Source organism: Stenotrophomonas sp. YJH_SMC_17, assembly GCF_059371655.1.
Genome location: NZ_JCAFUU010000003.1, coordinates 35,858 through 61,387, shown reverse-complemented (window position 1 = coordinate 61,387; position 25,530 = coordinate 35,858). Strand labels below are relative to the sequence as shown.

The window sequence follows — 25,530 nt, the reverse complement described above, 5'->3', positions numbered from 1 at the left end:
TTTCGTTTCCATGGACGGGCAATGCATGGGAAGTCGCACACCATATTTTCTTTCTTTTTGCTTTCGGTATTTGACATTTCGAAAGAAAACACAGATGGTGCGCTGGCCCAACTGGAACCTCCGAATGGACGTCACCCTGCTTTCCGATGTGTCCGCCTGGCAGCGCCTGGGCGGAGCCGATACCGCTACCGAAATCGCCCAGCAGCCTGCGCTGTGGGACGCCCTCGCCCAAGACCTGGCGCGTGCCCGCGACCGCCTGCAGGCCTTCCTCGGCGACAGCCTCAATGACCCGAGCCTGCGCGTGCTGTTCACCGGCGCCGGCAGCTCCGGCTTCATCGCCGAAATGGTGGCCGACGCGATCAACGCGCAGTGGCCGGCCGAGGTGCGCGTGGTGCACACCACCAGCCTGCTGACCCACCCGGCGCTGTACCTGCAGCGCGACCGCCCCACCCTGCTGGTCTCGTTCGGCCGCAGCGGTTCCAGCCCGGAAAGCGTGGCCGCGGTGGACCGCGTGCGCAGCGATGTGGATGACGCGCGCTTCCTCGACATCACCTGCAACGCCGACGGCGAACTGGCCCGTCGTGGCGCCGGCCGCGCCGATACCTGCACCCTGCTGATGCCGTCGGCCAGCTGCGATCGCGCCTTCGCCATGACCAGCAGCCTGACCTGCATGCTGCTGGCCGCACTGACCGTGTTCGATCGTTCGCCGTGGGATGCGCGCGTGGCGCGCCTGAAGCAGATCGCCGCGCTGGCCCGCGAAGGCCTGGCGCAGTGGGATGCACCGGTGGCGGAGCTGGCGCAGCGCCCGTTCAACCGCATCATCTACCTCGGCAGCGGCCCGCTGGAAGCGCTGGCGCGCGAGTGCGCGCTGAAGGTGCTGGAGCTGACCGCCGGCCGCGTGCTGGCGTTGGCCAATACGCCACTGGGCTTCCGCCATGGCCCCAAGTCGACGCTGGATGGCAACACCCTGGTGGTGGTGCTGCGCAGCGTGCAGCCGCTGGCGCGCCGCTACGAACAGGACCTGCTGGAAGAACTGCGCCGCGATGGCGTGGCCGGCCAGGTGCTGGCGATCGGCCCGCATTCGGATATCGGTGCCGAAGACGAGTACACGCTCACCGTACCGGCACTGGACGACCCGTGGCTGGCCCCGGTGTGGCTGGGCTTTGCGCAGCTGTTCGCGCTGCAGCGCTCGGCCGCGCTCGGCCTGACCCCGGACAACCCGTTCCCGGACGGCACCGTCAACCGCGTCGTCAAGGGCGTCACCATCCACCATGGCTGAGCTGATCGCCCACGCCTGCTATGGCATCGACATCGGCGGCACCAAGATCGAGCTGGTGGCGTGCGATGCGGCGACGCAGGTCACCTGGCGCCGCCGGGTCAGCACGCCGCAGGGCGACTACGACGGTTTCCTGCAGGCGGTGATGACCCTGGTGGCCGAGGCCGATGCCGCGCTGGGTCGCAGCGATGCGGCCATCGGTATCGCCCTGCCCGGTGTGCGTGATCGTCGCAGCGGCCGCCAGCTGAGTGCGAATGTGCCGGCATTGACCGGCCACAGCGTGGCCGCCGACCTGCAGGCTCGCCTGCAGCGTCCGCTGCACTTCGGCAATGACCTGCAGTGCTTCGCCCTGTCCGAGGCACATGGCGGGGCCGCCGCCGGTTACCCCAGCATGTTCGGCGCCATCCTCGGCACCGGCGCTGGCGGTGGCTTCTGCCTGCAGGGCCGCCTGCTGTCCGGCTTCAACGGGCTGGCGGGCGAATGGGGCCATTGGAGCGTGCCTGGCCACCTGCTGCAGCGCCACGGCCTGCCACTGATCGACTGCGCCTGCGGCCTGCAGGGCTGCGTGGAGCGCTACGTGTCCGGCAGCGGGCTGGCAATGATCGAGCGTCACCTCGGTGGCAGCGCCAACGATGCCAGCGCAGTGATCGCACTGGCCGAAACCGGTGATGCACGTGCGCGCAAGGCGCTGGACATCCATCGCGACCTGCTTGGCCACAGCCTGGCCGCGCTGGTGCTGGCGCTGGACCCGCACGTGATCGTGCTCGGCGGCGGCCTGTCGCAGTACGCGCCGCTGTACCAGCAGCTGCCGGCCGCGATTTCCGCGCATCTGTTCAACGGCGTGCAGATACCGCCGATCGTGCCGCCGCGTTTCGGCGATGCCGGCGGCGCTCGCGGTGCCGCCCTGCTCGCCTGCCAACCCTCGTTTTCCTGATCGACCGGAGCCTGACCATGTCCCCGTTGCAGACCCTGCTTGCCTCCCACCGCGCCGGTGCCAATGTCGGCCTGTACAGCGTCTGCTGCAGCAACGAACAGGTGCTGCGCGCGGCCATGCACGTGGCACTGGCGCACGGCACCATGCTGCTGATCGAGGCCACCTCCAACCAGGTCGATCAGTTCGGCGGCTACACCGGCATGACCCCACCACAGTACCGCGACTACGTCGGCGTGCTGGCCGATGAGGAAGGCTTCCCGCGCGAGCGGCTGGTTCTGGGCGGTGATCACCTCGGCCCGAATGCCTGGCAGAAGCGCCCGGCCGCCGAGGCGATGAGCCACGCGCGCGTGCTGATCGAAGCCTACGTCGCCGCCGGTTTCCACAAGATCCACCTCGATTGCAGCATGTCCTGCGCCGATGACCCGGTGCCGCTGCCCGATGCCGTCGTCGCGGCGCGTTCGGCGGAACTGGCCGAGATCGCCGAGCGTACCGCTGCGGATCATGGCCTGCCGCCGCCGGTCTACGTGATCGGTACCGAAGTGCCGATTCCCGGCGGTGAAGCCTCGCTGGCCGAAGGCCTACAGGTGACCACGCCCGCTGCTGCGGCGCAGACCCTGGCCATCCACCAGCAGGCGTTCGATACACCGCAACTGCGCGATGCGTGGCAGCGCGTGATCGCCATGGTGGTGCAGCCGGGCGTGGACTTCGACCACAGCAGCGTGCACGAGTACGACGCAGCGGCTGCGGGGGCGCTGGCCGATTTCCTCGAACAGCAGCCGCGCATCGTGTTCGAAGCGCATTCCACCGATTACCAGCGAGAAAACGGCCTGCACGCGCTAGTGCGCGACCACTTCGCCATCCTCAAAGTCGGCCCGGCCGCGACCTTCGCCTACCGCGAGGCGCTGTTCGCGCTGGCCGCAATCGAAGCCGAACTGCTGCCCGCAGCGCAGTGCTCGCGCCTGCCGCAGGTGCTGGACGAGGTGATGGTGGCGCAGCCGAAGTACTGGCAGTCCTACTACCAGGGCGATGAGGCAGCGCTGCGCCTGCTGCGCCGCTATTCCTTCAGCGACCGCTGCCGCTACTACTGGGGCGAGCCGGCGCTGGTACAGGCGGTGCAGACCCTGTTCGCCAACCTGGAACAACACGCGCCGCCGCTGGTACTGCTCAGCCAGTACCTGCCCGAGCAGTACCGCGCCGTGCGCGAGGGCACCCTGGCCAATACGCCTGCCGCGCTGGCACAGCATCGCGTCGGCCTGTGCCTGGACGAGTACGCCCGTGCATGCAGCGCCAACCAGGCCGGAACCCGCCCGCAGAACGCAGGCTCGGCTGCTGCCGCTGCTGCGAACGGCTAATCTCTACCTTTCCCCGCGACACCGAGAATGGCCATGCGCAACACCCGCTCCCGCCGGCAACAGATCCTGCAGCTGCTGATCGAGCACGGCTCGGTGCAGGTGGCCGATCTGGTCGAGCGCTTCGGCGTGTCGGCGGTGACCATCCGTGCCGACCTGACCCACTTCGAATCGCAGGGCCTGGCCAACCGTACCCACGGTGGCGCCACGCTGGTGCGCACGCCGCCGCAGGAACAGGACATCCACGAAAAGGACGCACTGAACCTGCCGCTGAAGGAATCGATCGGCGCGTGTGCCGCGCGCCTGGTGCGGCCCGGTGACAACATCATCATCGACTCCGGCTCGACCACGATGACCCTGGCCCGCCACCTGCGCACGCAGCGCGACGTGACGGTGATGACGAACGGGCTGAACATCGCCTGGGAACTGGCCAACGCGCCCGGCATCAACGTGCTGCTGACCGGTGGACTGCTGCGCCAGCAGTCGCTGTCGCTGCAGGGCAGCCAGGCCGAAGCCAGCCTCAACTCCTACAGCTTCGATACCCTGTTCCTGGGCGTGGACGGCCTGGACCTGCAGTTCGGGCTGACCACGCACGACGAAGCCGAAGCCCGCCTCAACCACCGCATGGTCGAGCGCGCACGCCGCATCGTGGTGCTGACTGACGCCTCCAAGTTCGGGCGCGTCAGCCTGCACCGCATCGCACTGCTGGATCAGATCCACACCATCATCACCGATGCCGGCATCGACGATGCCTCGCGCGAGGGCCTGCAGCGGCTGGGCATTGAAGTGATCATCGCCGAGCCCGCCGCATGACCGACACCCGCTCCCTGCATGGCCGCATCCTCACGCCGCTGGGTTGGCGGCGTGGCCAGGTCCACTTCGATTCCCACGTGCGCCAGCTGCAGGTGGATGACCACAGCGGCGCTGGCGATCTGCAATTGCCGGTGATCCTGCCCGGCTTCATCGACCTGCATGTGCACGGTGCGGCGGGCGTGGACCTGATGCAGGGCGGTGACGTGGCGCGAACCATCGCCCGCACCCATCTGCGCTTCGGCACCACTACGCTGCTGGCGACCACCATGACCGCCGGCCTGGACGAGATCGAGCATGCGCTGCAGGGCGTGGCCGCCACCATGGCGGCGCCCGATGCCGATGCGGCCTGCATTGCCGGCGTACATCTGGAAGGGCCGTTCATCAGCCCGCAGCGGCTGGGCGCACAGCCCAACCGCACCATCGAAGCGACGCTGGCGCTGGTGCAGCAGCTGCACGCGCTGGCACCGATCCGGGTGATGACACTGGCACCGGAGATCGGCGAGCACACCGCGCTGATTCCCGCGCTGGCGGCGATGGGCATCCGCGTGCAGCTGGGCCACAGTGCCGGCACCTACGAAGAAGGCGTAGCTGCGCTGCAGGCCGGTGCCTCCGGCTTCACCCATCTGTTCAACGGCATGACCGGTGTCGACCACTACCGCCCGGGCATTGCCGCCGCTGCGTTGGCACATGCGCAGTACGCCGAGATCATTCCCGACCTGCAGCACATCCACCCCGGCGTGATCCGGCTGGCCGCGCGCGCGATTCCGCGCCTGTACGCGGTGACGGACGCCACGGCGGCCACCGGCATGCCCGATGGCGAGTACGCGCTGGGCGAACAGCGCGTGCACAAGTGCGGCGGCTGCGTGCGCCTGGCAACCGGTTCGCTGGCGGGTAGTGCTCTGACCATGGACCAGGCGCTGCGCAATCTGGTGCAGGTGGGCCTGGAGCTGGCCGATGCATCGCAACGTGTTTCCACCTTCCCGGCCGACTACCTGGGCCTGGGCGATCGCGGCCGCATCGCGCCCGACGCCCGCGCCGACCTGGTGGTGCTGGATGCCGAGCTGCGCCTGCAGCAGGTGGTTGTCGGCGGACGCGTCGTCGATTTGAACGCTGCAAACGCTTGATATCTGCGTTTCTGTAGAGCCGAAGGCAATGGCAGGAGCCATTGCCAACGTCGCTTGCGACGGCCCGGAGGGTGCCGATCAGGACGATCGGCATAGCCATGCTCGGCTGCTTTCCGTACCGACATCGATGACGTCCGTGCTGCGCTTCGCGCGGCAAGCCGAGCATGGCTCGGCGCTACATGAAGCGCGCAAGCGCAATGCCTCAGCCACGCACCATCCCCGTTATTCCAGGAATACGCCGATGACCGCAGCCGCCGCACCTGCCGTACCCGCTTCCACCGCTCCGCGCTGGCCCGTGCGCTACCTGCTCTTCATCGGCGGCCTGGGCGGCCTGCTGTACGGCATCGACATCGGCATCATCGCCGGTGCCCTGCCCTACCTTGAAGCGACCGCCAGCCACGCCTGGCAGCTCAGCAGCCAGCAGCTCGGCTTCGTGGTGGCAGCGGTGCTGCTGGGCAGCGTGTTGTCCTCGCTGTTCGCCGGCATGATCGCCGACCTGATCGGCCGCCGCGGCGCGATGCTGCTGGCCGGCCTGCTGTTCACCGCCTCGATTCCGATCATGGCACTGGCCTCCGGCTACACGCCGCTGCTGCTGGGACGCCTGCTGCAGGGCATCAGTGGCGGTTTGATCGGCGTCGTGATTCCGCTGTACCTGGCCGAAGTGCTCAGCCCCGAACGACGCGGGCGAGGCGCGGCCATGTTCCAGCTGCTGCTGACCGTTGGCCTGGTGCTGGCAGCCCTGATCGGCCTGTACCACGCCCATGCCGTGGATGCCGCCGCCGAGGCCGTGCGCTCGCTGCCGGTCGCGGAGCAGGCGCAGGAACTGTTCACGGTGAAGGACCACGCCTGGCGCACCATCTTCTGGACCTGCCTGGCGCCAGGACTGCTGTTCTGCGCCGGCATCTTCTGGCTGTCCGAATCGCCACGCTGGCTGGTGCGCCGCGGCCGCATCGACGAAGCGCGCCGCAGCCTGCAGCGCGTCCTTCCCGCCGCAGAGGTCGAGCCCACGCTGGCCCAGATCCAGGCCCCGGAATCGAGCAGCAGCGACGGCAAGCGGGATCCGCTGCTCAGCCGCCGCTACGTGGTGCCGTTCCTGCTGGCCTGCGTGGTGCTGGCCTGCACCCAGGCCACCGGCATCAATTCGGTGCTGGCCTACGCAGTCAACATCCTCAACCAGGCCGGTCTGTCCGGCTCGGTGGCCAACGGCGCCGACGTAGCGATCAAGCTGCTCAACGCGGTGATGACCGTGGTCGCGCTGCTGCTGGTCGACCGCAAGGGCCGCAAGTTCCTGTTGATGCTGGGCAGCGGCGGTATCTGCGTGGCCCTGCTGGCCGCCGCCACGCTGTTCTTCCAGGCCGAGCGCGGCCGCGCCGATGTGCAGCCGCAGTTGCAGGCGGCGGTCAGCCGCGATGGCCTGCAGCTGGTGCTGGATGACGCACAGTGGCAGCGCCTCGGCGCAGGCATCGACAGCGAAGGCCGGCCGATGCAGCTGACCGTGTCGTATGCCTACGGTGACTTCACCAATGTGCGCGCCCTGCGCAGCGACAACCTGACCGATCGCGAGCTGCGCATCGAGCGCGCCGGCACCGTGCAGCCGGACAGCGTGATCGGTGCGTTCTTCCGCAAGCTGCACCTCAACCCGTTCGCCGACCCGGCCAGCGCCGAGCAGGCGCCGCTGCGCATCGAACAGGCCCGCATCGGGCCGGTGCCGCCGCCCGCACACGGCTGGGCGGTGGCCACCTGCATCCTGGTGTTCGTCGCGTTCTTCGCCGTCGGCCCCGGCGTGTGCGTGTGGCTGGCATTGTCTGAGCTGATGCCGAACCGCATCCGCTCCAACGGCATGAGCATCGCGCTGCTGATCAACCAGTTCGTCTCAACCACCATCGCCGCGATCTTCCTGCCCACGGTGGGCCACTACGGCTACGCCAGCATGTTCGTGTTCTGGGCGGCGTGCACCTTCGTGTTCTTCCTGGTGGCCGCGTTGTGGCTGCCGGAAACCAAGGGCAAGTCGCTGGAAGAGATCGAGGCACGGTTCGCGGGAAGGCGGAGCTGACGGCACCGGTTCCTGGCGTCGGCCATGCCCTCACATGACATGCCAACCGTGCGCGCCTGACGACCGGGTGTGGGGTATCGATGGGATGTTGCCTGCCGACGAGGTGTGGCCTACCGATAGGCATGGCCTGCCGACTGGGTAGAGTCGACTGTCAGTCGACTCCACCGCCTCCGGTCATTTCCCGGTGATGTGCCTGGCCAGTTCCCGCGCCTCGTCCTTGCCCGGCAACCCGCTCAGACCCATCGATTCAGAAAATGGTCCCTGTACCGTTGCCACCGTCACCACACGGCCGTCCACGCTGATGGCGATGCGCTGACCGACCAGCGCCGCCGTGCCATCATGGATGCGCCGGTGCGCCTCGGGACGATAGCGGATCTGCAGCACCGTCAAACCATTCCCATCCGGCACCGCGCGCACATCGGCGATGTCCGCGCTGCTCGCGATCGGGGGTTGCCGAAGCGTCAGCCACTCGTCCTGCCACGGCACCCCTGCGTCCTTCCCGGCCACGTCAACCGCACTCAGGCGGACGTCCACGCCGGGAAGCGGCGGACGGTCCGCTCCCCCGGTCGTACCCGGCGTGGTGCCTGACATGCATCCGGTCAGGCCCAACGCCGTCGCCAACAGCAGCGGACAGGCCGCCCTCACTTCAGCTTCCGCAGCTTGAACGCCACCAGTACCTGCAGCAGGCCGTACAGCAGGCTGCCGATGCCGATCCACAGCGTGGTCACCGCCACGCCCGCATACGGGTTGGCGGCAAACAGCAGGCCCAGCACCACCGCCAGTACGCCGCTGAGGATCAGCAGCCACTCACCCTGGATCTGCCTGCGCACGCGGATCGCGAACACGATGCGATAGATGCCGGCCACCAGCAGCCACGCGGCCAGGAACAGCACCAGCACGCTGGCCGTTGCCAGCGGATTGATCACCGCCAGGATGCCGAAGCCCAGCGAGGCGATGACATACAGCGCCAGCCAGCCACGCGACGCGCCGCTGCCGCCGCTGACCAGGGCGAACAGGCTGATCACGCCCTCGACAATGGCCATCACGCCCAGCGTCCAGGCCAGTGCCATCGCCGCCGACAGCGGCCAGCCAATGGCGATGATGCCGAAGCCAAGCGCAACCAACCCGTACAGCAGCAGGATCCACCAGCTGCGCCCGACCCCCGACAGCAAGGGAGACAAAGGGGAATTCATGGCCACTCCTTCGATCCGGAATCGGCCCCATCCTAGTCCCTGCGCATGAAAGCGGCGATCACGGCACGCGCGCGCAGACCCACACGCGCACCTCTTCAGTCCCTACCAGACGCAAGGTCTCGGCGATCTCCATCACCGTGCTGCCGGTGGTCATCACGTCATCCACCAACGTCAGCCGCACCGGCGCTGATCCGCGCGTGGCGAATGCGTCGAAGAGGTTGTCCCGGCGCTGTTCGGCGCTGCGCTCCGACTGCGGTGCCGTATGCCGGCGCCGATACAGGCCCTGCCAGACCGGCATCGGTAGCAACCGGCACAGTTCGGCGGCCTGGTTGTAGCCGCGCTGGCGCAGGCGGCGGTTGTGCAGCGGCACCGGCACCAGTGGCGCGCACGACCAGGGCGGCGGTGCGCGCTGCATCAGCTGCACGAGCAGGCGGCCGGCCGCCAGGTCCTGGTGGAACTTGTAGCGCACCAGCAGCTGGTCGACCGGCGGCAGATACAGCAGGCTGGCATGGGTGGCGGCCTGCGGCGGCACTTCCTCACGGCAGGTACCGCAGACGATCAGCGCGTTGTCGGGCAGTGGCAGCGCGCAACGCAGGCAGGCACGGCCGGCCCACGGAAGTTCCGCGTAACACGCCGCGCAGAGATCCAGGCCATCGTGGCCGTCATCGTTGCAGACCAGGCATCGCAGCGGCAGCAGCACGCGAAGCAGCGCGCGGGAGACACGGGTTGCCGTATGCCAGAGAGGGATGCGCATGCCCCAGTTTTCCGCCGCGCTGCGGGCATCGCCATCACCGGAATGCCTGCTGCGGTGTCGGCGTTATCCGTTGCCGCACCGTCCATCAGGCTGAGCGTTCGCGATGCCCTGCATCCGACGGCGCCAAGGCCGGCACCATCAACAGCTCCGCCAGACCGCGATAGATCGGCACGCGGCACACCAGCCCGGATACACCACGAGCAAGCAGCACCGTGGCCAGGATCGGCAACAGCAAGTCACCACTGTCGGTCAGTTCCAGCGAGATCACCGCCGAGGTCAGCGGTGCCTGGGTGACGCCGGTCAGGTAAGCGCACATGCCCAGCAGCACGAATGCGCGCGGGTCCACGCCCGGCATCAGCACTGACAGGTTGTGGCCCAGTCCCGCGCCGACCGCCAGCGCCGGCGAGAACAGACCACCGGGAATACCCGCCACGTACGACGCCAGGTTGGCCAGCAGCTTCATCAGCCCGAATTCGTGGCCGACCATTGCCTGGCCCTGCACCAGGCTGCGCGCCTGTTCGTAGCCGGTGCCGAACGCGCCTTCACCGAACACCATCGCCAGCACGACCACCGCCAGACCGCAGCCTGCGGCCAGCAGGACCGGATGGCGCTGCCGCAGTTGCCCCAGCCAGCGCGGGCGGCCCGCAGCGCTGGCCAGCACCGCTCGTGCGAACAGCCCACCCAGCAGGCCTGCCACCACGCCGCACAGCAGGATCGCCAGCCAGCCCTGGCCCAGCGGCAGGCGTGCGCTCACATGACCGAAATAGGTGTAGTTGCCCAACAGACCGAGCGATACCACGCCACCGACGATCACCGCGGTCAACAAGGTGCCGGAGAAGCGATGTTCGAAACGGCCGCTGAGCTCTTCGATGGCGAAAACGATGCCCGCCAGCGGCGTGTTGAAGGCCGCCGCAATACCCGCAGCGCCGCCAGCCAACAGGAAGTGCGAGAGCTCGCGGGGATCCTTGAAGCCGAACCAGCGGCCGAACAGGTACATCAGGCTGGCGCCCACATGCACCGTCGGGCCCTCGCGGCCGACCGATGCGCCCCCCAGCAACGACAGCGAGGTCAGCAGCAGCTTCCCGGCCGAAACCGCAGGTGACAGGTTGGTCTTCCGGAACGGCTCATCCGCCTTGTCCAACGCAGCGATGACCTGCGGAATGCCGCTGCCGCGCGTAGGCTTCAGCACGCCAGCGGTCAGCCAGGCCAGCAGCGCGAAAATGCCCGGCGTAAGCAGCAGGGCCCACCACGGCCAGTGCGCGGTGATGCGCTGGAACAGATGGAAGGCCGCATCGCTGGCCTTGGCGAACAGGATCGCCACCAGCGCCACGGCCACGGCACCGCCCCAGAGCGCGGCGCGGCGGCGCCAGGCCTCGCTGAGGACCAGCGCGCTGATGCGGCCGCGGAGACGATGGAGATCGGTCATGGGAAAGAGTCTGCGCGCCAGCGCTTCCGTTGGGCAGCGGCCACTTTGGCCGAAGCCCTTGCAGGATGCGGTGAAATGCGGCGCTTCTGACAAGCGCGATCGGAGCGGCCTTCCGTAAACCAACATAACTCTATTTAGGTTGACAGCGTTCATCAACCCACCCACACTGCCGCCCTCGCTCCATTCGTACCCAAGGTCCCGCCATGGCTGCTGCCATCCGCCACGACTGGCAACAGGACGAGCTGCAAGCGCTGTTCGAGCTGCCGCTCCCTGAGCTGCTGTTCCGCGCCGCAGCGGTCCATCGCGAGCACTTCGACCCGTCGCAGGTGCAGGTATCCACCCTGCTGTCGGTGAAGACCGGCGGCTGCCCGGAAGACTGCGCGTACTGCCCGCAGGCGCAGCGCTACAGCACCGGGGTGAACGCGCAGAAGCTGATGGACACCGATGCGGTACTGGCCAAGGCACGCCAGGCCAAGGCCGCCGGTGCATCGCGCTTCTGCATGGGTGCCGCGTGGCGATCGCCGAAGGACCGTGACATCCCGAAGGTGGCGGCGATGATCGCCGGGGTGAAGGCGCTGGGCCTGGAGACCTGCGCCACGCTCGGGATGCTCAGTGGCGAGCAGGCGCGTGCGCTGAAGGATGCCGGTCTGGACTACTACAATCACAATCTCGACACCGCGCCGGACTACTACGATTCGATCATCCACACGCGCCAGTACCAGGACCGCCTGGATACACTGGAACACGTGCGCGATGCCGGCCTGAAGACCTGCTGCGGCGGCATCGTCGGCATGGGCGAGACGCGCGCGCAGCGCGTCGGCCTGCTGCTGGCGCTGGCCACGCTGCCGGCGCATCCGGATTCGGTGCCGATCAACAAGCTGGTGCAGGTGGCGGGTACGCCGCTGCATGGCAGCGCCGAGCTTGACCCGTTCGAGTTCGTGCGCATGATCGCGGTGGCGCGCATCGCCATGCCGCGCTCGATGGTGCGGCTGTCGGCCGGCCGCGAGGCGATGAGTGACGAACTGCAGGCGCTGTGCTTCCTGGCCGGTGCCAACTCGATCTTCTACGGCGACAAGCTGCTGACCACCGGCAACCCGGAAAGCGAACGCGACCTGGCCCTGTTCGCGCGGCTGGGGCTGCAGCCGATGGCGGTGCAGGTGGATGCCGAAGGCCACGACCACGGCGGCACCGTGCACGCCGATATCAGCGCCGACGCGCCCGGCTGCGGCTGCGCTCACGCGGCCTGAGACGGGCGGCAAGCAGGCGCCGCGGCAACGCGCTACCCTAGCCGCCCCGTCGACGCATTCAGCCACCATGGCCCGCCCCGACCTGACCGCCCGCCTCCACGCCCAGCGCGCTCTGCGCGATGCCCAAGGCCGTCGCCGCCCGCGACGTACGGTCACCCGTCGCGATGGCGTGCGCCTTGAGGTGGACGGCCAGTGGCTGACCGGCTTCTGCAGCAACGATTATCTGGGCCTGGCGCAGCAGTTCAGCGTGGTCAATGCGCTGCAGGACGCCGCTGCGCGCGAAGGTGCCGGTGCCGGTGCATCGCATCTGGTCTGTGGCCACCACGCGATGCACGACGCACTCGAACGCGAGGTGGCCGAGTGGCTGGGTTACCCGCGTGCATTGCTGTTCGGCAGTGGCTTCGCCGCCAACCTGGCGGTGCAGCAGGCGCTGCTGAGCGAAGAGAACGACGTCTGCGTGCAGGACAAGCTCAACCACGCCAGCCTGCTCGATGCGACGCGGCTGGCCGGTGCACGCCTGCGCCGCTACCCGCACCTGGATGCGGAAGGCGCGATGCGCCAGCTCAAGCACGCACCCGACGGCGCGGCGATGCTCGCCACCGACGGTGTCTTCAGCATGGATGGCGACATCGCGCCGCTGCGTGCGTTGTCGCTGGTCGCGCGCCTGCAGCAGGCGTTGTTCTACGTCGATGACGCACATGGCGTGGGCGTGGTGGGGGACGGCCGTGGCGCCGTTGCTGCCGCCGGCCTGGGCGTGGACGACGTACCGGTGCAGCTGGTGACGCTGGGCAAGGCCTTGGGCGGTTCCGGTGCGTTGGTGCTGGGCCGCGACGACCTGGTCGAGCACTTGGCCGAAACCGCGCGCCCGTACATCTACACCACCGCCGTGCCACCGGCGATGGCCGCCGCTGCACTCGAGGCGGTGCGCCTGGCGCGCCGCGACAACTGGCGCCGTTCCAAGCTGGCTGACCTGATCGGGCTGTTCCGCAGCGAAGCACGCCGCCACGGGCTGGACCTGATGGCCTCGGAAACGCCGATCCAGCCGCTGCTGTGCGGCGATGACCACAGCGCCATGGCGATGTCCAGGGCCCTGGAACAGGCCGGCTGGATGGTCGGCGCGATCCGCCCGCCGACCGTGCCGGAAGGCAAGGCACGGTTGCGCGTCACGCTCTCCGCGCTGCACACGCCGGAACAGGTGCGCGGCCTGGTCGAGGCCATCGCCAGCGCGCGCGACCGCGTCAATCTTGCCCTGCATGAAGCCGCTCCGCCGCCGCTGCCCGCTTTTGCCTGAGTTCCGTGTCGTTGCCCATGCATATTGAAGTCACCGGCCGTGGGCCGGACCTGGTGTTGATCCACGGTTGGGGCCTGCAGGGCGGCGTGTTCGCACCGCTGGTGCAGCGACTTGCGGACCAGTTCACCCTGCATCGGGTCGACCTGCCCGGTCATGGCCACAGCCGCGAAGACGCCACCCCGCTGCGCCTGCCGTTCGTGGTCAGTGCCATTGCCGCGGCCACGCCGCCGGCGGTGTGGTGCGGCTGGTCGCTGGGCGGCCTGTTCGCACTGCACGCGGCGGCCACGCTGCCGAAGGTGCGCGGGCTGGCGATGATCGCCGCCACGCCGCGCTTCGTGCGTGGCGAGGACTGGCCGCACGCAGTGGAGCCGGCAGTGTTCGAGCAGTTCGGGCGAGAGCTGGCCAACGATTTCGGCGGCACGCTGGAGCGCTTCCTGGCACTGGACGTGATGGGCTCGGCGCACGCCCGCGAGGAGCTGCGCACGCTGCGCCAGCGCCTGGTCGAGCGCGGCGCCCCCACTGAACGCGCCCTGCTGGAAGGCCTGCGCCTGCTCGAAGGCACCGATCTGCGGGGCGCGCTGCCCACGCTGGGCAAGCCCAGCTTGTGGATCGCCGGCCAGCGTGACCGGCTGGTGTCGCCGACGGCGATGCAGGCTGCCGCTGCGCTGGCCCCGGGCGCGCAGGCGCTGACCATTGCCCACGGTGGACATGCGCCTTTCCTCGGCCATGCCGATGAGGTGGCCGCCGCCCTGCAACACTTCGTTGCCGGCCTGTCACCGGCCGATGGCGGACAATGAGACCCCTCCGAATTCCGCAGGACTGACGCATGGATCTGGGTATCAATGGCCGCTGGGCACTGGTCTGCGGCGCCAGCAAGGGGCTCGGCCTGGGCTGCGCACGCGCGCTGGTGCGCGAGGGCGTCAACGTGGTGATCGTGGCCCGTGGCGAGGCTGCACTGCAGGTCGCTGCCGACGAACTGCGTGCACTGCCAGGTGCCGGTGAGGTGCGCGCCGTCGCCGCCGACGTCACCACCGAGGCCGGCCGTACTGCCGCGCTGGCCGCCTGCCCGCAGGTGGATATCCTGGTCAACAACGCAGGCGGCCCACCGCCCGGCGACTTCCGCAGCTTCGAGCGCGACGACTGGATCGCCGCACTGGACGCCAACATGCTGGCGCCGATCGCGCTGATCCGCGCCACCGTGGATGCGATGATGGAACGCGGCTTCGGCCGCATCGTCAACATCACCTCGTCCGCGGTGAAAGCCCCGATCGACATCCTGGCGCTGTCCAACGGCGCGCGCAGCGGCCTGACCGGTTTCGTCGCTGGCCTGTCGCGCCGCACCGTGGCCTACAACGTCACGATCAACAACCTGCTGCCCGGCCAGTTCGACACCGACCGCCTGCGTGCCAACTTCGCCCACAGTGCGGGCAAGGACGGCAATGCAGGCGAAGTGGCCGAACGCCGCCGCCAGCAGATTCCCGCCGGCCGCTTTGGCACGCCGGACGAGTTCGGCGCCGCCTGCGCCTTCCTGTGCAGTGCACAGGCCGGTTACCTCACCGGGCAGAACCTGCTGATCGACGGCGGCACCTACCCCGGTACGTTCTAAGAGACTTCTGCAATGCCGTCCCACTTCGATGCCCGCCATGTCCGTCGCGCGTTCGCGCGTGCCGCCACCAGCTACGACGCTGCCGCCGCCCTGCAGCGCGAGGTGCAGTCGCGGCTGATCGAGTCGCTGGACTACCTGGAGGCGCGCAAGCCCGAGGTGGTGCTGGACATCGGCGCAGGCACCGGCCACGCCACTGCGCTGATGAAGAAGCGCTGGCCGAAGGCGCAGGTGATCGCGCTGGACGTGGCGCTGCCGATGCTGGACCAGGCCAAGCGCCAGGCCGGCTGGTGGAAGCCGTTCCAGCGCCTGTGTGGCGATGCCGCTGCGCTGCCGCTGGCCGACAACAGCGTGGACGTGATCTTCAGCAACCTGTGCCTGCAGTGGGTGGACGACCTGCCGGCAGTGTTCGCCGGTTTCCGCCGCGTGCTCAAGCCAGGTGGCCTGCTGCTGTGCTCGACCTTCGGCCCGGAAACGCTGATCGAACTCAATGAGGCGTTCGCCGCCGCCGACGACCGCCCGCACGTGAGCCGCTTCGCGCAGATCGCGCAGTTCGGCGACGCACTGATGATGGCCGGCTTCCGCGACCCGGTGCTGGACCGCGATCTGTTCACCCTGACCTACGACGACCTGCCCTCGCTGATGCGCGAGCTGCGCGCGATGGGTGCGACCAATGCGCGGGTAGACCGCCGCCATACCCTGACCGGGCGCGGACGTTTCGCGGCGGCGGCGGCGGCGTACGAGCCGATGCGCCGTGCCGACGGCAAGCTGCCCAGCAGCTGGGAAGTGATCTACGCCCACGCCTGGGCCCCGGACCCGGGCGCGCCGATCCGCGAAGGCGGGCATGACGTGGCCTCGGTGCCGGTATCGGCGATTCCGATCCGGCGCAAGCAGACCTGATCGATCGATCACGGGTGATGCGCCGACCACGGTCGGCGACTACCGACTCATGCACGGAACCCGCTCTGGTAGGTGCCGACCCTGGTCGGCACAATGCCGGCGGCATCGCGATCTGACAGATTGTGCCGACCAAGGTCGGCACGCACCCAATGCAGGCTTCCGCCTCAGGTGTTGGCCGGCGAACTCAGCGGCGGGCGCACCAGGTCACGGTGGAAGAAATAGATTTCCTGCACCAGGAAGCGCCAGCTGGTGTGGAAGCTGCGGAAGCGCGTGCTGGGCGTCGACGAGGCCAGCGCATCGATGCCCAGTGCCTTGCTCAGGCGCAGCGCGCGCGCCATGTGCAGCGGGTCGCTGACGATGATCACCCGGTGCAGGTCGCGCTGGTCCATCAAGCGCTTGGCTTCCACCAGGTTCTGTACGGTATTGCGCGAGGCGGTCTCGATCAGGATCGCCTCATCCGGCACGCCATGCTTCAGCGCATAGCGCCGCGCCACCTGCGATTCGGAGAAGCGCGCACCGGTGCCGCCATAGCCGCCGGTGAAGATCAACAGCGGCGCGTACCGGGCGTCGTACAGATCCAGGCCATGGCGGATGCGCTCTTCGAACACCGGTGACGGCTTGGCGTCGTAGGCGGCGGCACCCAGCACGATGATGGCGTCGGCCTTGGCGGCCTGGTCGCGTTCACCCACCCAGACGATCCAGGCGGTCACGCCCAGCAGCCAGATCACCAGCAGCACGAACAGCCGCCACAACCAGCCCAGCAGGCCGGTGCGTTCGCGGTGCCGCCCGCGGCTCACGCCGCCCCCCAGCGCAGGGCGGGCAGATCGACATTGCCACCGGACAGCACCAGGCCGACGCGCAGGCCGGCGAAGCGCTGCGGCTGCGCCAGCACCGCCGCCAGCACGGTGGCCGAGGACGGCTCGACCACCTGCTTGAGGATGTCCCACAGCAGGCGCATCGCTGCCAGCGTCGCGGTGTCATCGACCACGATCACCTCGGCACCGGCGGCGCGCAGCAGTTCGAAATTGGGCGCGCCGATCAGGGTACGCAGTCCATCGCAGATCGTGTCCGGGGTGAACGCGCCCTGCCGCTCGCCAGCGGCCAGCGAGCGCGCGGTATCGTCGGCTCCGGCTGGCTCGGCCAGCACCAGGCGGGTCTGCGGGCTGGCGTGCTGCAGCGCCAGCGCAGTACCGCTGGCCAGGCCACCACCACCCACCGGCACTACCAGCACATCGAACGGGCCGTCGCTGTGCAGCAGTTCCAGGGCCGCCGTGCCCTGCCCGGCCATCACCGCCGGGTCCGCATACGGATGGACCAGGGTCGCGCCGGTATCGGCCTGCACCCTGGCGCAGGTGGCCTCACGGTCGGCGATGGTCGGCGGGCAGCGCCAGAGCGTGGCGCCGTGGCGGGCGATGTTGGCCAGCTTGGCCGCCACCGCCCCTTCCGGCACCACCACATGGCAGGGAATGCCACGGGTGCGCGCGGCCAGGGCCAGCGCGGCGCCGTGGTTGCCGGAGGAATGGGTCACCACACCGGCACTGGCGCGATCGGCATCGAGCGACCACACCGCATTGCAGGCACCGCGGAACTTGAATGCGCCACCGCGCTGCAGGTGCTCGGCCTTGAACGCCAGCTGCGCGCCGGTCATCGCATCGAGCGTGCGCGAGCGCAGCACCGGGGTCACGCTGGCATGCGGGGCGATCCTCGCAGCAGCAAGCAGGACGTCGTCGGCGCGGGGCAACAGTGAATCGCTCATGACGCAAGATTAACGTATGGCCGCGCGCTGGCGACCCCGGCACAGGCCATGCCAGCATGAGGGCCTTCACCTCCATTCATTCTGGCCAGCGGAATTAAGGGCCGATTCAACGCCTGCGCCCGAAGCTGGCGGCACAACCCGTCCTCTGGGGGGACCCACCATGAAAATGCGCCTGTTGCTTGCCGGTGGCCTGCTGCTGGCCCTGACCGGCTGCACCACCTACGACTATGTAGGTGGTAGCCGCGGTGGCGGCTACTACCACGGTGCGCCGTCGGTGGAGTACCGCTACCCCGCCGGCTATCCCTACAACTACGGCTACCCGTACTACGGTGGCTATGGCGGCTATTACGGCGGCTACGGCAACCCGTACTACTCGCGCCCGATCTACCGTCCGCCGCACAACCACCGCCCGCCGCCGCGCCCGCCCGGCAACGGCGGCGAGAACCGTCCCCCGCCGCCGTCACGGCCGTCGTACAACGGCGGCTCGCCGTGGCGGAACATGGATTCGATGCGTCGCCCGCCGCAGTCGAACATGCAACCGTCGGCGCCGCCGCCGCAGGCCCGTCCGGCCCCGGCACCGAGCGCACCGAGGATGAACGGTTCCCCTTGGCGCAACATGGATCGTGCGACGCAGCGCACAGTTGAGCGCTGAACCGTCTTGCATTTCACACGGTCTAAGCCGCACTCTACGCGGACAGTGACGGCCCGCGTCACAAAGTGACAAAAACGACACGGGCCGCCGCAAAAGGCTCTGCGTCGATATCCGACAGGAACATCTGGATCCCCCCTGTTCCGGCCCTGTCGGATGTCGGCACCTCTGAAGGCAGACGGCCCCGCAATGCGGGGCCGTTTGTTTTGTTGGGTCGCCGACCGGCAAGGGCCCCAGCGTCAGTAGATCCACGCCATGCGTGGATGGCGCCGTCCCGACAGCTCCAAAAAAACAGGGCCGGACAGTCCCCCGACTGCCGGCCCTCTGCTCCCCCACCGTGCGCCTGTACCGGCCCCTGTTCCAATTCCGGTCACGGGCGCCCACGGCGCCAGCCACGATGGGTGCTATTGGGTTATCTGCAAAAATCCTGCCAACTTTAGGGCTGATTTCGACACCGGTCGGCCGGCCCCGACGACCCGGCCCCGAATGGCGCTAAAATCGCCACCCCGGCGCCGCCCCCCCCGGGGCCGCGCCCGCCCCCAGCTGAACAGCCTCCCATGAACCCGTCCTTCCATCGTTACGACGTCATCGTCATCGGCGGTGGCCACGCTGGCACCGAAGCCGCGCTGGCCGCGGCCCGCACCGGCGTGCGCACCCTGCTGCTGACCCACAACATCGAAACCGTGGGCGCGATGAGCTGCAACCCGGCCATCGGCGGCATCGGCAAGGGCCATCTGGTCAAGGAAATCGACGCCCTGGGTGGTGCGATGGCGCATGCCGCCGACCGCGCCGGCATCCAGTGGCGCACCCTCAATGCGTCCAAGGGCCCGGCCGTGCGCGCCACCCGCTGCCAGGCCGACCGCAACCTGTACCGCATGGCGATCCGCGCCATCGTCGAAGGCCAGGACAACCTGACCGTGTTCCAGGCCGCGGTCGATGACCTGGTGATCGAAGGCGACGCCGTGCGCGGGGTCATCACCCAGACCGGGTTGCGCTTCGACGCCGAGGCGGTGGTGCTGACCGCCGGCACCTTCCTGGCCGGCAAGATCCACGTCGGCCCGACCCAGTACGCCGCCGGCCGCATGGGCGACCCGCCGGCCACCACGCTGGCCGCGCGCCTGCGCGAGCGTCCGTTCCAGGTCGACCGCCTGAAGACCGGCACGCCGCCGCGCATCGATGGCCGCTCGCTGGACTACAGCGTGATGGACGAGCAGCCGGGCGATTCGCCGCGGCCGGTGATGTCTTTCCTCGGCTCGGTGGACGAGCATCCGCAGCAGGTCAGCTGCTGGATCACCCACACTACCGAGCAGACCCACCAGATCATCCGCGATGCCCTGCACCGCTCGCCGCTGTACAGCGGCCAGATCGAAGGCATCGGCCCGCGCTACTGCCCGTCCATCGAAGACAAGGTGGTGCGCTTCGCCGAGAAGGCCAGCCACCAGATCTTCGTCGAACCCGAAGGCCTGGGCATCGTCGAGATCTACCCCAACGGCATTTCCACCTCGCTGCCATTCGACGTGCAGCTGGAGATGGTGCGCAGCATCCGCGGCTTCGAAAACGCGCACATCACCCGCCCCGGCTATGCGATCGAGTACGACTTCTTCGATCCGCGTGGGCTGAAGGCTTCGCTGGAGACCAAGCTGGTCAACGGCCTGTTCTTCGCCGGCCAGATCAACGGCACCACCGGCTATGAAGAGGCCGCCGCGCAGGGCCTGCTGGCCGGCCTGAACGCCGCACGCCAGGTGCGTGGGCTGGACGGTTGGTGCCCCCGTCGCGACGAGGCATACCTGGGCGTGCTGGTCGATGACCTGATCACCCACGGCACCAACGAGCCGTACCGCATGTTCACCAGCCGCGCCGAATACCGCCTGCAGCTGCGCGAGGACAATGCCGACCAGCGCCTGACCCCGGCCGGCCGCGAGATGGGCCTGGTGGATGACCGCCGCTGGAGCGCGTTCGAGACCAAGCAGGCCGCCGTCGCCGCCGAGCGTGCGCGGCTGGGCGCGCTGTGGGCGACCCCGGCCAATGCACTGGGCCGTGAACTGCAGGACACGCTGGGCGTGGCGGTCAGCCGCGAAACCAACGTGCTGGACCTGATCAAGCGCCCCGAGCTGGACTACGCGCAGCTGATGCAGGTGCCGTCGCTGGGCCCGGCGGTAGCCGACGGCAAGGTGGCAGAACAGGTGGAGATCGGCGTGAAGTACGCCGGCTACCTGGACCGCCAGCGCGAGGAAATCGAGCGCCAGCAGCGGCATGAGGCCACGCCGATCGCCGAGGCGTTCGACTATGCGACCGTTCGCGGGCTGTCGGCCGAGGCGCTGCAGAAACTGGAGCGCGTGCGACCGCAGACCATCGGCCAGGCGCAGCGGATTCCCGGCATGACCCCGGCGGCGATCTCTCTGCTGCTGGTGCATCTGGAGCGCGCGCGCCGCGGGCGCGTGGCGTAACGCAGGACCGTCCGCTTCTGGTGGGTACCGACCTTGGTCGGGACATGACTCTGCTCTGGTGGGTACCGACCTTGGTCGGCACGAATCATCCGATCGCGATGCCGCATGGCATCTGTGCCGACCAAGGTCGGCACCCACCGGAACGCACGCGCTACTGTGCGTCGGCGCAGCCGCCCAAGACCTTGAACAACGTCACCCGGTTGCCCGCTTCCTGCTGCTGGAGTGCGATCAGGTCCTGCTGCGCGGCATACAGGCTGCGCTGCGCATCCAGCGACTGCAGGTAGCCGTCCAGCCCGGTGCGGTAACGCGCGTCGGCCAGCATGTAGCTGCGCTGGCTGGTAGCGACCAGCGCGCGTTGCGCGTCCATCTGCACGGTCAGGTGATCGCGCGTGGCCAGCGCATCGGCCACTTCACTGAAGGCCTGCTGGATCGCTTTCTCATACTGCGCGATGCCGATGTCCCTGCCGATCTTCGAGGCATCCAGCGACGCCTTCAGTGCGCCGGCGTGGAAGATCGGCGCGGTGATGCTCGGCGCAAACGACCAGCCGCGGGTGCCGGCCGAGAACAGCGTCGACAACGCGGCGGAGCTATGGCCGTAGTTGGCGGTCAATGTCAGCGTCGGGAAGAATGCAGCGCGCGCGGCACCGATATCGGCATTGGCGGCCTGCAACGCATGCTCAGCGGACAGTACATCCGGGCGCTGCAGCAGCACGCTGGACGGCAGGTTGGCCGCCAACGGCGCCAGTGCCACGCTGCCATCCAGCGCCTGCGTGGTCGGCAGCAGGGCTGGATCCAGTGGCTCCCCCACCAGCAACTGCAACGCATCGCGATCCTGCGCCTGCTGGGTCTGCAGCTTGGCAAGCGCGCCGCGCGCGGCCTCCACGCTGGTCTGCACCTGCGACAGGTCCAGCCCCGAGGCCAGCCCCTGCGCATGACGCGCTTCGATGCGCTGCAGGGTCTGCTGCTGGCTGTCCAGGGTCTGTTGCGTGAATGCCAACGACTGCCCATCGGCCGCCAGCGCCAGCCACGCCGTCGCCACTTCGGCGATCAGGCTGGTGCGCGCCGCACGCTGGTTCTCGGCGCTGGCCAGCCAGTTCTGCAGGGCCTCGTTCTTCAGGCTGCGGATGCGCCCGAACAGGTCCAGCTCCCAGCTGCTGATGCCGACCTGCACGGCATCGGATCCGGTCACCTGGGTGACGCCGGTCTCGCTGTTGGCATCGCTCACCCGCGACCGGGTGACACTGCCGCTGGCATCCACCGACGGCAGCAGTGCTGCGCGCTGGATGCGGTACTGCGCGCGTTCCTTTTCCACCTGCAGCACCGCCACGCGCAGGTCGCGGTTGTTCTGCAGCGCCAGCGCGATGACCTGCTGCAGGCGTGGTTCCAGGAACACGTCGCGCCAGGCCGGCATCGCCAGCGCGGAATCGGCCTCGCCAGTGGCGGCATTGCCGAACTGTGCCGGCACCGGCGCCTCGGGGCGCTGGTAATGCGGCGCCATGCTCACGCAGCCGCCCAGCACGGTCGTCATCGTTGCGGCCGCCAGGGCGCGCAGCAGCATCGGCTTCATGGGCGTGCCTCCGGGGCAGCGGCTTCGGCCGGCGCGCGGCCCGGGAACATCCGGCGCACCAGCAGGTAGAACAACGGCACGAAGAACATGCCCAGCACCATCGAGGCAATCGTGCCGCCGGCTACGCCGGTACCCAGCGAACGGCGCGCGGCAGAACCGGCGCCGGTGGCGAACACCAGCGGCAGCACGCCCATCAGGAACGCCAGCGACGTCATCACGATCGGCCGCAGCCGCAGGTAGACCGCCTGCAGGATCGCCTCGCGGGTGGGCTTGCCCTGCTGTTCCAGGATGCGCGCGAACTCGACGATCAGGATGCCGTTCTTCGCCGCCAGGCCAATCGTGGTCAACAGGCCGACCTGGAAGTACACGTCATTGTTGAGGCCGCGCAGGTTCATCATCAGCACGGCGCCGAACACGCCCACCGGCACGGCCAGCATCACCGCGAACGGCACCGCCCAGCTTTCATACAGCGCGGCCAGGCACAGGAACACGAACAGCAGCGAGATGGCGTACAGCATCGGTGCCTGGTTGCCCGACAGCTGTTCCTGGTAGGCCATGTCCGACCAGGCGTGGCTGAAGCCTTCCGGCAGCGTGTCGGCCAGGCGCGCGATCTCGGCCATCGCCTCGCCGGAGCTGACGCCGGGCGCCGGCTGGCCGGTGATCTCCATCGCCGAGATGCCGTTGTAGCGCTGCAGCGCGGCCGGTGCGCTGGACCAATGCGCGCTGACCAGCGATGAGAGCGGCACCATCTGACCGGCCTGGTTGCGCACGCTCCAGCGCTCGATGTCCTGCGGCTGCATGCGCGCTTCGGCGGTGCCCTGGATGAAGACCTTCTTGATGCGGCCCTTGTAGATGAAGTTGTTGACGAAGTCGCCGCCCAGCGCGGCATTCAAGGTGTCGTTGATGTCCTGCGGATTCACGCCCATCGCCTGCGCCTTGGCGTCATCCACCTTCACTGCGTATACCGGCGCGTCCTCCAGGCTGGCATAGCGCACGTTGACCAGCTTTGGATCCCTTGCGGCCTCCTTCAGCAATGTGTTGCGCGCAGCCACAGCGGCCGCATGGCCGGCACCGCCTTCGTCCTGCAACTCCAGGGTGAAACCGCCCGCATCGCCGAGACCGAGGATGGCCGGTGGCGAGGTGATGAACACCTGCGCATCGGGCACGCTGGCCATGGCTTTGGTCAACCGCGCGGCGATGGTATCGGCGTCGTCCTTGCGGTCATCCCAGTCCTTCAGGCGGATGAAGGCCTGGCCGACATTCTGGCCGCTGCCGGTCACGCTGAAACCGGCGGTGGCCTGGATCGACAGCACGCCGTCGTCCTTCACCGCCACCGCACTGAGGCGATCCATCACCGCGCGGGTCTGCTCCAGCGTGGCGCCGGCCGGTAGCTTGACCAGTGCGTTGAGCATGCCCTGATCCTCATCAGGCAGGAATGCACCCGGCAGGTGCCACAGCAGCAGGCCGGTGGCCACGCTCAGCACCAGGTAGAACAGCACGCCCAGCGTGCGCCGGCCAAGGAAACCATCCACGCGATGGCGCAGGCCGTTGGAGGTGCGCTCGAAGCGGTGGTTGAACCAGATGAAGAACTTGCCCAGCAGGCCCGGTTCGCCGCCGTGGTCGCCGTGCGGATTGCCGCCCTTGGGAATCGGGTGCAGGATGCTGCCGCACAGTGCGGGAGTGATGGTCATCGCCACCAGCACCGACAGGATCATGGCAGCGGCGATCGTCACCGAGAACTGGCGGTAGATCACGCCGGTGACGCCGCTGAAGAACGCCATCGGCAGGAACACTGCGGTCAGCACCAGCACGATGCCGACCAGCGCGCCGGTGATCTGGCCCATCGCCTTCAGCGTGGCCGGCTTCGGCGCCAGCCCTTCGAAGGTCATTACCCGCTCTACGTTCTCCACCACCACGATGGCATCGTCCACCAGCAGGCCGATGGCCAGCACCAGCGCGAACATGGTCAAGGTGTTGATCGAATACCCAAATGCGGCCAGCACGCCGAACGTGCCGAGCAGCACCACCGGCACCGCAATGGTCGGGATCAGGGTGGCGCGCCAGTTCTGCAGGAACAGGTACATCACCAGCACCACCAGGATGATCGCCTCGATCAGGGTGATCACCACTTCCTTCAGCGAGATGGTCACGAACGGCGTGGTGGTGAACGCCACGTGGGCGGTGTAGCCATGCGGCCAGTACTTCTGCAGCTGCTGAAGCCGTGCATCGATGGCCTTGGACACGGCGATGGCGTTGGCACCGGCATTGAGTTCGATGCCCAGTGACGCCGACGGCTTGCCGTTGAAAGTACTGATGCTGTCGTAGCTCTCAGGGCCCAGGCCGATCGTCGCCACGTCGCCCAGATGCACCACGCTGCCGTTGGCATCGGCCTTGAGCACCACCTGCGCGAAATGCTCGGGGGTGTGCAGGCGGCTGCGCGCGGTCACCGTGGCGTCGAGCTGCTGGCCCTTCAGCGCCGGCTGGCCGCCGAGTTCACCGGCCGAGACATCGGTGTTCTGCGCCTGCAGCGCGCTCTCGATGTCCGAGGGCATCAACGCGTACTGGCGCATCTTCTCCGGGTCCAGCCAGATACGCATGGCGTACTCCTGGCCGATCGGCTGGATGTTGCCGACACCGCTGACGCGGCTGATCTGGTCGTCGATGCGCGCTTCCATGAAGTTGGCGACATCGAAGTTGTCCATGCTGCCGTCTTCGCTGGTGAACGACAGCACCTCGAAGATCGAACCACTGGACTTGGTGATGGTCAGGCCGTTCTGCTGCACCGCCTGCGGCAGCGTGGCCATGGCCGCCTGCAGCTGGTTCTGCACCTGCACCTGCGCGGTATCCGGGTTGGTGCCGGTGGCGAACACCAGGTTGACCTGCGCCGAGCCGTCGGAGGCACTGGTCGAGGTCATGTACATCAGGTGATCAAGGCTCTGCTGCGACTGCTCGATGACCTGGGTGACCGCGTTTTCCACGGTCTGCGACGACGCACCGGTGTAGGTGGCGCGGATGGTGATGGTCGGTGGCGCGATCTGCGGATAGCGGTCCACCGGCAGGATCAGGATCGCAAGCAGGCCGAGCAGGCTGACCGCGATGGCGATCACCCAGGCGAAGATCGGCCGGTCGATGAAGAAACGAACCATGT

Annotated in this window: 21 protein-coding genes; 13 read left to right on the top strand and 8 right to left on the bottom strand. The window is 68.4% G+C overall.

Features of this window, described 5'->3' with window-relative positions; genetic code table 11:
* Positions 1-124: 124 nt before the first annotated feature.
* From AC5P8Z_RS09970 to AC5P8Z_RS09945, 6 genes are all read left to right on the top strand, one after another.
* Positions 125-1,279 (top strand): SIS domain-containing protein, encoded by a 1,155-nt coding sequence (locus tag AC5P8Z_RS09970; protein ID WP_286070264.1) that lies wholly within the window; start codon positions 125-127, stop codon positions 1,277-1,279.
* Positions 1,272-2,210 (top strand): ROK family protein, encoded by a 939-nt coding sequence (locus tag AC5P8Z_RS09965; protein ID WP_495228962.1) that lies wholly within the window; start codon positions 1,272-1,274, stop codon positions 2,208-2,210. Before AC5P8Z_RS09970 ends, AC5P8Z_RS09965 begins: the two co-directional genes overlap by 8 nt.
* Positions 2,211-2,227: 17 nt before the next feature.
* Complete coding sequence (locus AC5P8Z_RS09960; RefSeq protein ID WP_286070266.1) at positions 2,228-3,562, top strand: D-tagatose-bisphosphate aldolase, class II, non-catalytic subunit; 1,335 nt, start codon at positions 2,228-2,230, stop codon at positions 3,560-3,562.
* Positions 3,563-3,595: 33 nt separating this feature from the next.
* Positions 3,596-4,372, top strand: coding sequence for a DeoR family transcriptional regulator (locus AC5P8Z_RS09955; protein ID WP_286070267.1), 777 nt, complete (start codon positions 3,596-3,598; stop codon positions 4,370-4,372).
* Positions 4,369-5,496 carry an N-acetylglucosamine-6-phosphate deacetylase gene (nagA, locus tag AC5P8Z_RS09950; protein WP_495228961.1) on the top strand — a complete coding sequence of 376 codons (1,128 nt, stop codon included), beginning with the start codon at positions 4,369-4,371 and terminating at the stop codon, positions 5,494-5,496. The genes AC5P8Z_RS09955 and nagA overlap by 4 nt, the downstream gene beginning before the upstream one ends.
* Positions 5,497-5,737: 241 nt before the next feature.
* Complete coding sequence (locus AC5P8Z_RS09945; protein ID WP_495228960.1) at positions 5,738-7,549, top strand: MFS transporter; 1,812 nt, start codon at positions 5,738-5,740, stop codon at positions 7,547-7,549.
* Positions 7,550-7,723: 174 nt separating this feature from the next.
* Here the strand turns inward: AC5P8Z_RS09945 and AC5P8Z_RS09940 are convergent, their stop codons facing one another.
* From AC5P8Z_RS09940 to AC5P8Z_RS09925, 4 genes are all read right to left on the bottom strand, one after another.
* A complete protein-coding gene (locus AC5P8Z_RS09940; protein ID WP_495228959.1) occupies positions 7,724-8,083 on the bottom strand; it encodes a SecDF P1 head subdomain-containing protein in 360 nt (119 codons plus the stop codon).
* A 107-nt stretch (positions 8,084-8,190) separates the two neighbouring features.
* A complete protein-coding gene (locus AC5P8Z_RS09935) occupies positions 8,191-8,742 on the bottom strand; it encodes an HdeD family acid-resistance protein (protein ID WP_286070271.1) in 552 nt (183 codons plus the stop codon).
* Positions 8,743-8,800: 58 nt separating this feature from the next.
* The gene (locus tag AC5P8Z_RS09930; protein ID WP_286070272.1) at positions 8,801-9,496 is read right to left on the bottom strand and encodes a ComF family protein; all 696 of its coding nucleotides are present in this window, start codon (positions 9,494-9,496) and stop codon (positions 8,801-8,803) included.
* An 85-nt stretch (positions 9,497-9,581) separates the two neighbouring features.
* Positions 9,582-10,922, bottom strand: coding sequence for a chloride channel protein (locus AC5P8Z_RS09925; RefSeq protein ID WP_495228958.1), 1,341 nt, complete (start codon positions 10,920-10,922; stop codon positions 9,582-9,584).
* A gap of 203 nt (positions 10,923-11,125) precedes the next feature.
* Here AC5P8Z_RS09925 and bioB point away from each other — a divergent pair, with 203 nt between their 5' ends.
* The 5 genes from bioB (at position 11,126) to bioC (ending at position 15,963) form a co-directional block, all read left to right on the top strand.
* Complete coding sequence (gene bioB / locus AC5P8Z_RS09920) at positions 11,126-12,169, top strand: biotin synthase BioB (protein ID WP_286070274.1); 1,044 nt, start codon at positions 11,126-11,128, stop codon at positions 12,167-12,169.
* 67 nt (positions 12,170-12,236) lie between these two features.
* Complete coding sequence (gene bioF, locus AC5P8Z_RS09915; protein WP_495228957.1) at positions 12,237-13,460, top strand: 8-amino-7-oxononanoate synthase; 1,224 nt, start codon at positions 12,237-12,239, stop codon at positions 13,458-13,460.
* A 17-nt stretch (positions 13,461-13,477) separates the two neighbouring features.
* Complete coding sequence (gene bioH / locus AC5P8Z_RS09910) at positions 13,478-14,257, top strand: pimeloyl-ACP methyl ester esterase BioH (RefSeq protein ID WP_495228956.1); 780 nt, start codon at positions 13,478-13,480, stop codon at positions 14,255-14,257.
* A gap of 29 nt (positions 14,258-14,286) precedes the next feature.
* The gene (locus AC5P8Z_RS09905) at positions 14,287-15,066 is read left to right on the top strand and encodes an SDR family oxidoreductase (protein ID WP_286070277.1); all 780 of its coding nucleotides are present in this window, start codon (positions 14,287-14,289) and stop codon (positions 15,064-15,066) included.
* Positions 15,067-15,078: 12 nt separating this feature from the next.
* Positions 15,079-15,963, top strand: a complete 885-nt coding sequence (bioC, locus tag AC5P8Z_RS09900) for a malonyl-ACP O-methyltransferase BioC (protein ID WP_286070278.1) — start codon at positions 15,079-15,081, stop codon at positions 15,961-15,963.
* 164 nt (positions 15,964-16,127) lie between these two features.
* On the opposite strand, the gene AC5P8Z_RS09895 is transcribed toward bioC, so the two are convergent.
* Together AC5P8Z_RS09895 and AC5P8Z_RS09890 are read right to left on the bottom strand one after the other, a co-directional pair.
* The gene (locus tag AC5P8Z_RS09895; protein WP_286072071.1) at positions 16,128-16,772 is read right to left on the bottom strand and encodes a YdcF family protein; all 645 of its coding nucleotides are present in this window, start codon (positions 16,770-16,772) and stop codon (positions 16,128-16,130) included.
* Complete coding sequence (locus AC5P8Z_RS09890) at positions 16,757-17,719, bottom strand: pyridoxal-phosphate dependent enzyme (RefSeq protein ID WP_286070279.1); 963 nt, start codon at positions 17,717-17,719, stop codon at positions 16,757-16,759. Before AC5P8Z_RS09890 ends, AC5P8Z_RS09895 begins: the two co-directional genes overlap by 16 nt.
* Positions 17,720-17,879: 160 nt before the next feature.
* Here AC5P8Z_RS09890 and AC5P8Z_RS09885 point away from each other — a divergent pair, with 160 nt between their 5' ends.
* A complete protein-coding gene (locus tag AC5P8Z_RS09885; protein WP_286070280.1) occupies positions 17,880-18,371 on the top strand; it encodes a hypothetical protein in 492 nt (163 codons plus the stop codon).
* Positions 18,372-18,925: 554 nt separating this feature from the next.
* Complete coding sequence (gene mnmG / locus AC5P8Z_RS09880; protein WP_286070281.1) at positions 18,926-20,815, top strand: tRNA uridine-5-carboxymethylaminomethyl(34) synthesis enzyme MnmG; 1,890 nt, start codon at positions 18,926-18,928, stop codon at positions 20,813-20,815.
* A gap of 151 nt (positions 20,816-20,966) precedes the next feature.
* Here mnmG and smeC read toward each other — a convergent pair whose 3' ends face one another.
* Together smeC and smeB are read right to left on the bottom strand one after the other, a co-directional pair.
* Entirely contained in the window at positions 20,967-22,382 is a 1,416-nt protein-coding gene (gene smeC / locus AC5P8Z_RS09875; RefSeq protein WP_495228955.1) for a multidrug efflux transporter outer membrane subunit SmeC, read from the bottom strand.
* On the bottom strand, positions 22,379-25,528 hold the full coding sequence (gene smeB, locus AC5P8Z_RS09870) for a multidrug efflux RND transporter permease subunit SmeB (RefSeq protein WP_495228954.1): 3,150 nt from the start codon (positions 25,526-25,528) through the stop codon (positions 22,379-22,381). Before smeB ends, smeC begins: the two co-directional genes overlap by 4 nt.
* Between the last annotated feature and the right edge of the window lie 2 nt (positions 25,529-25,530).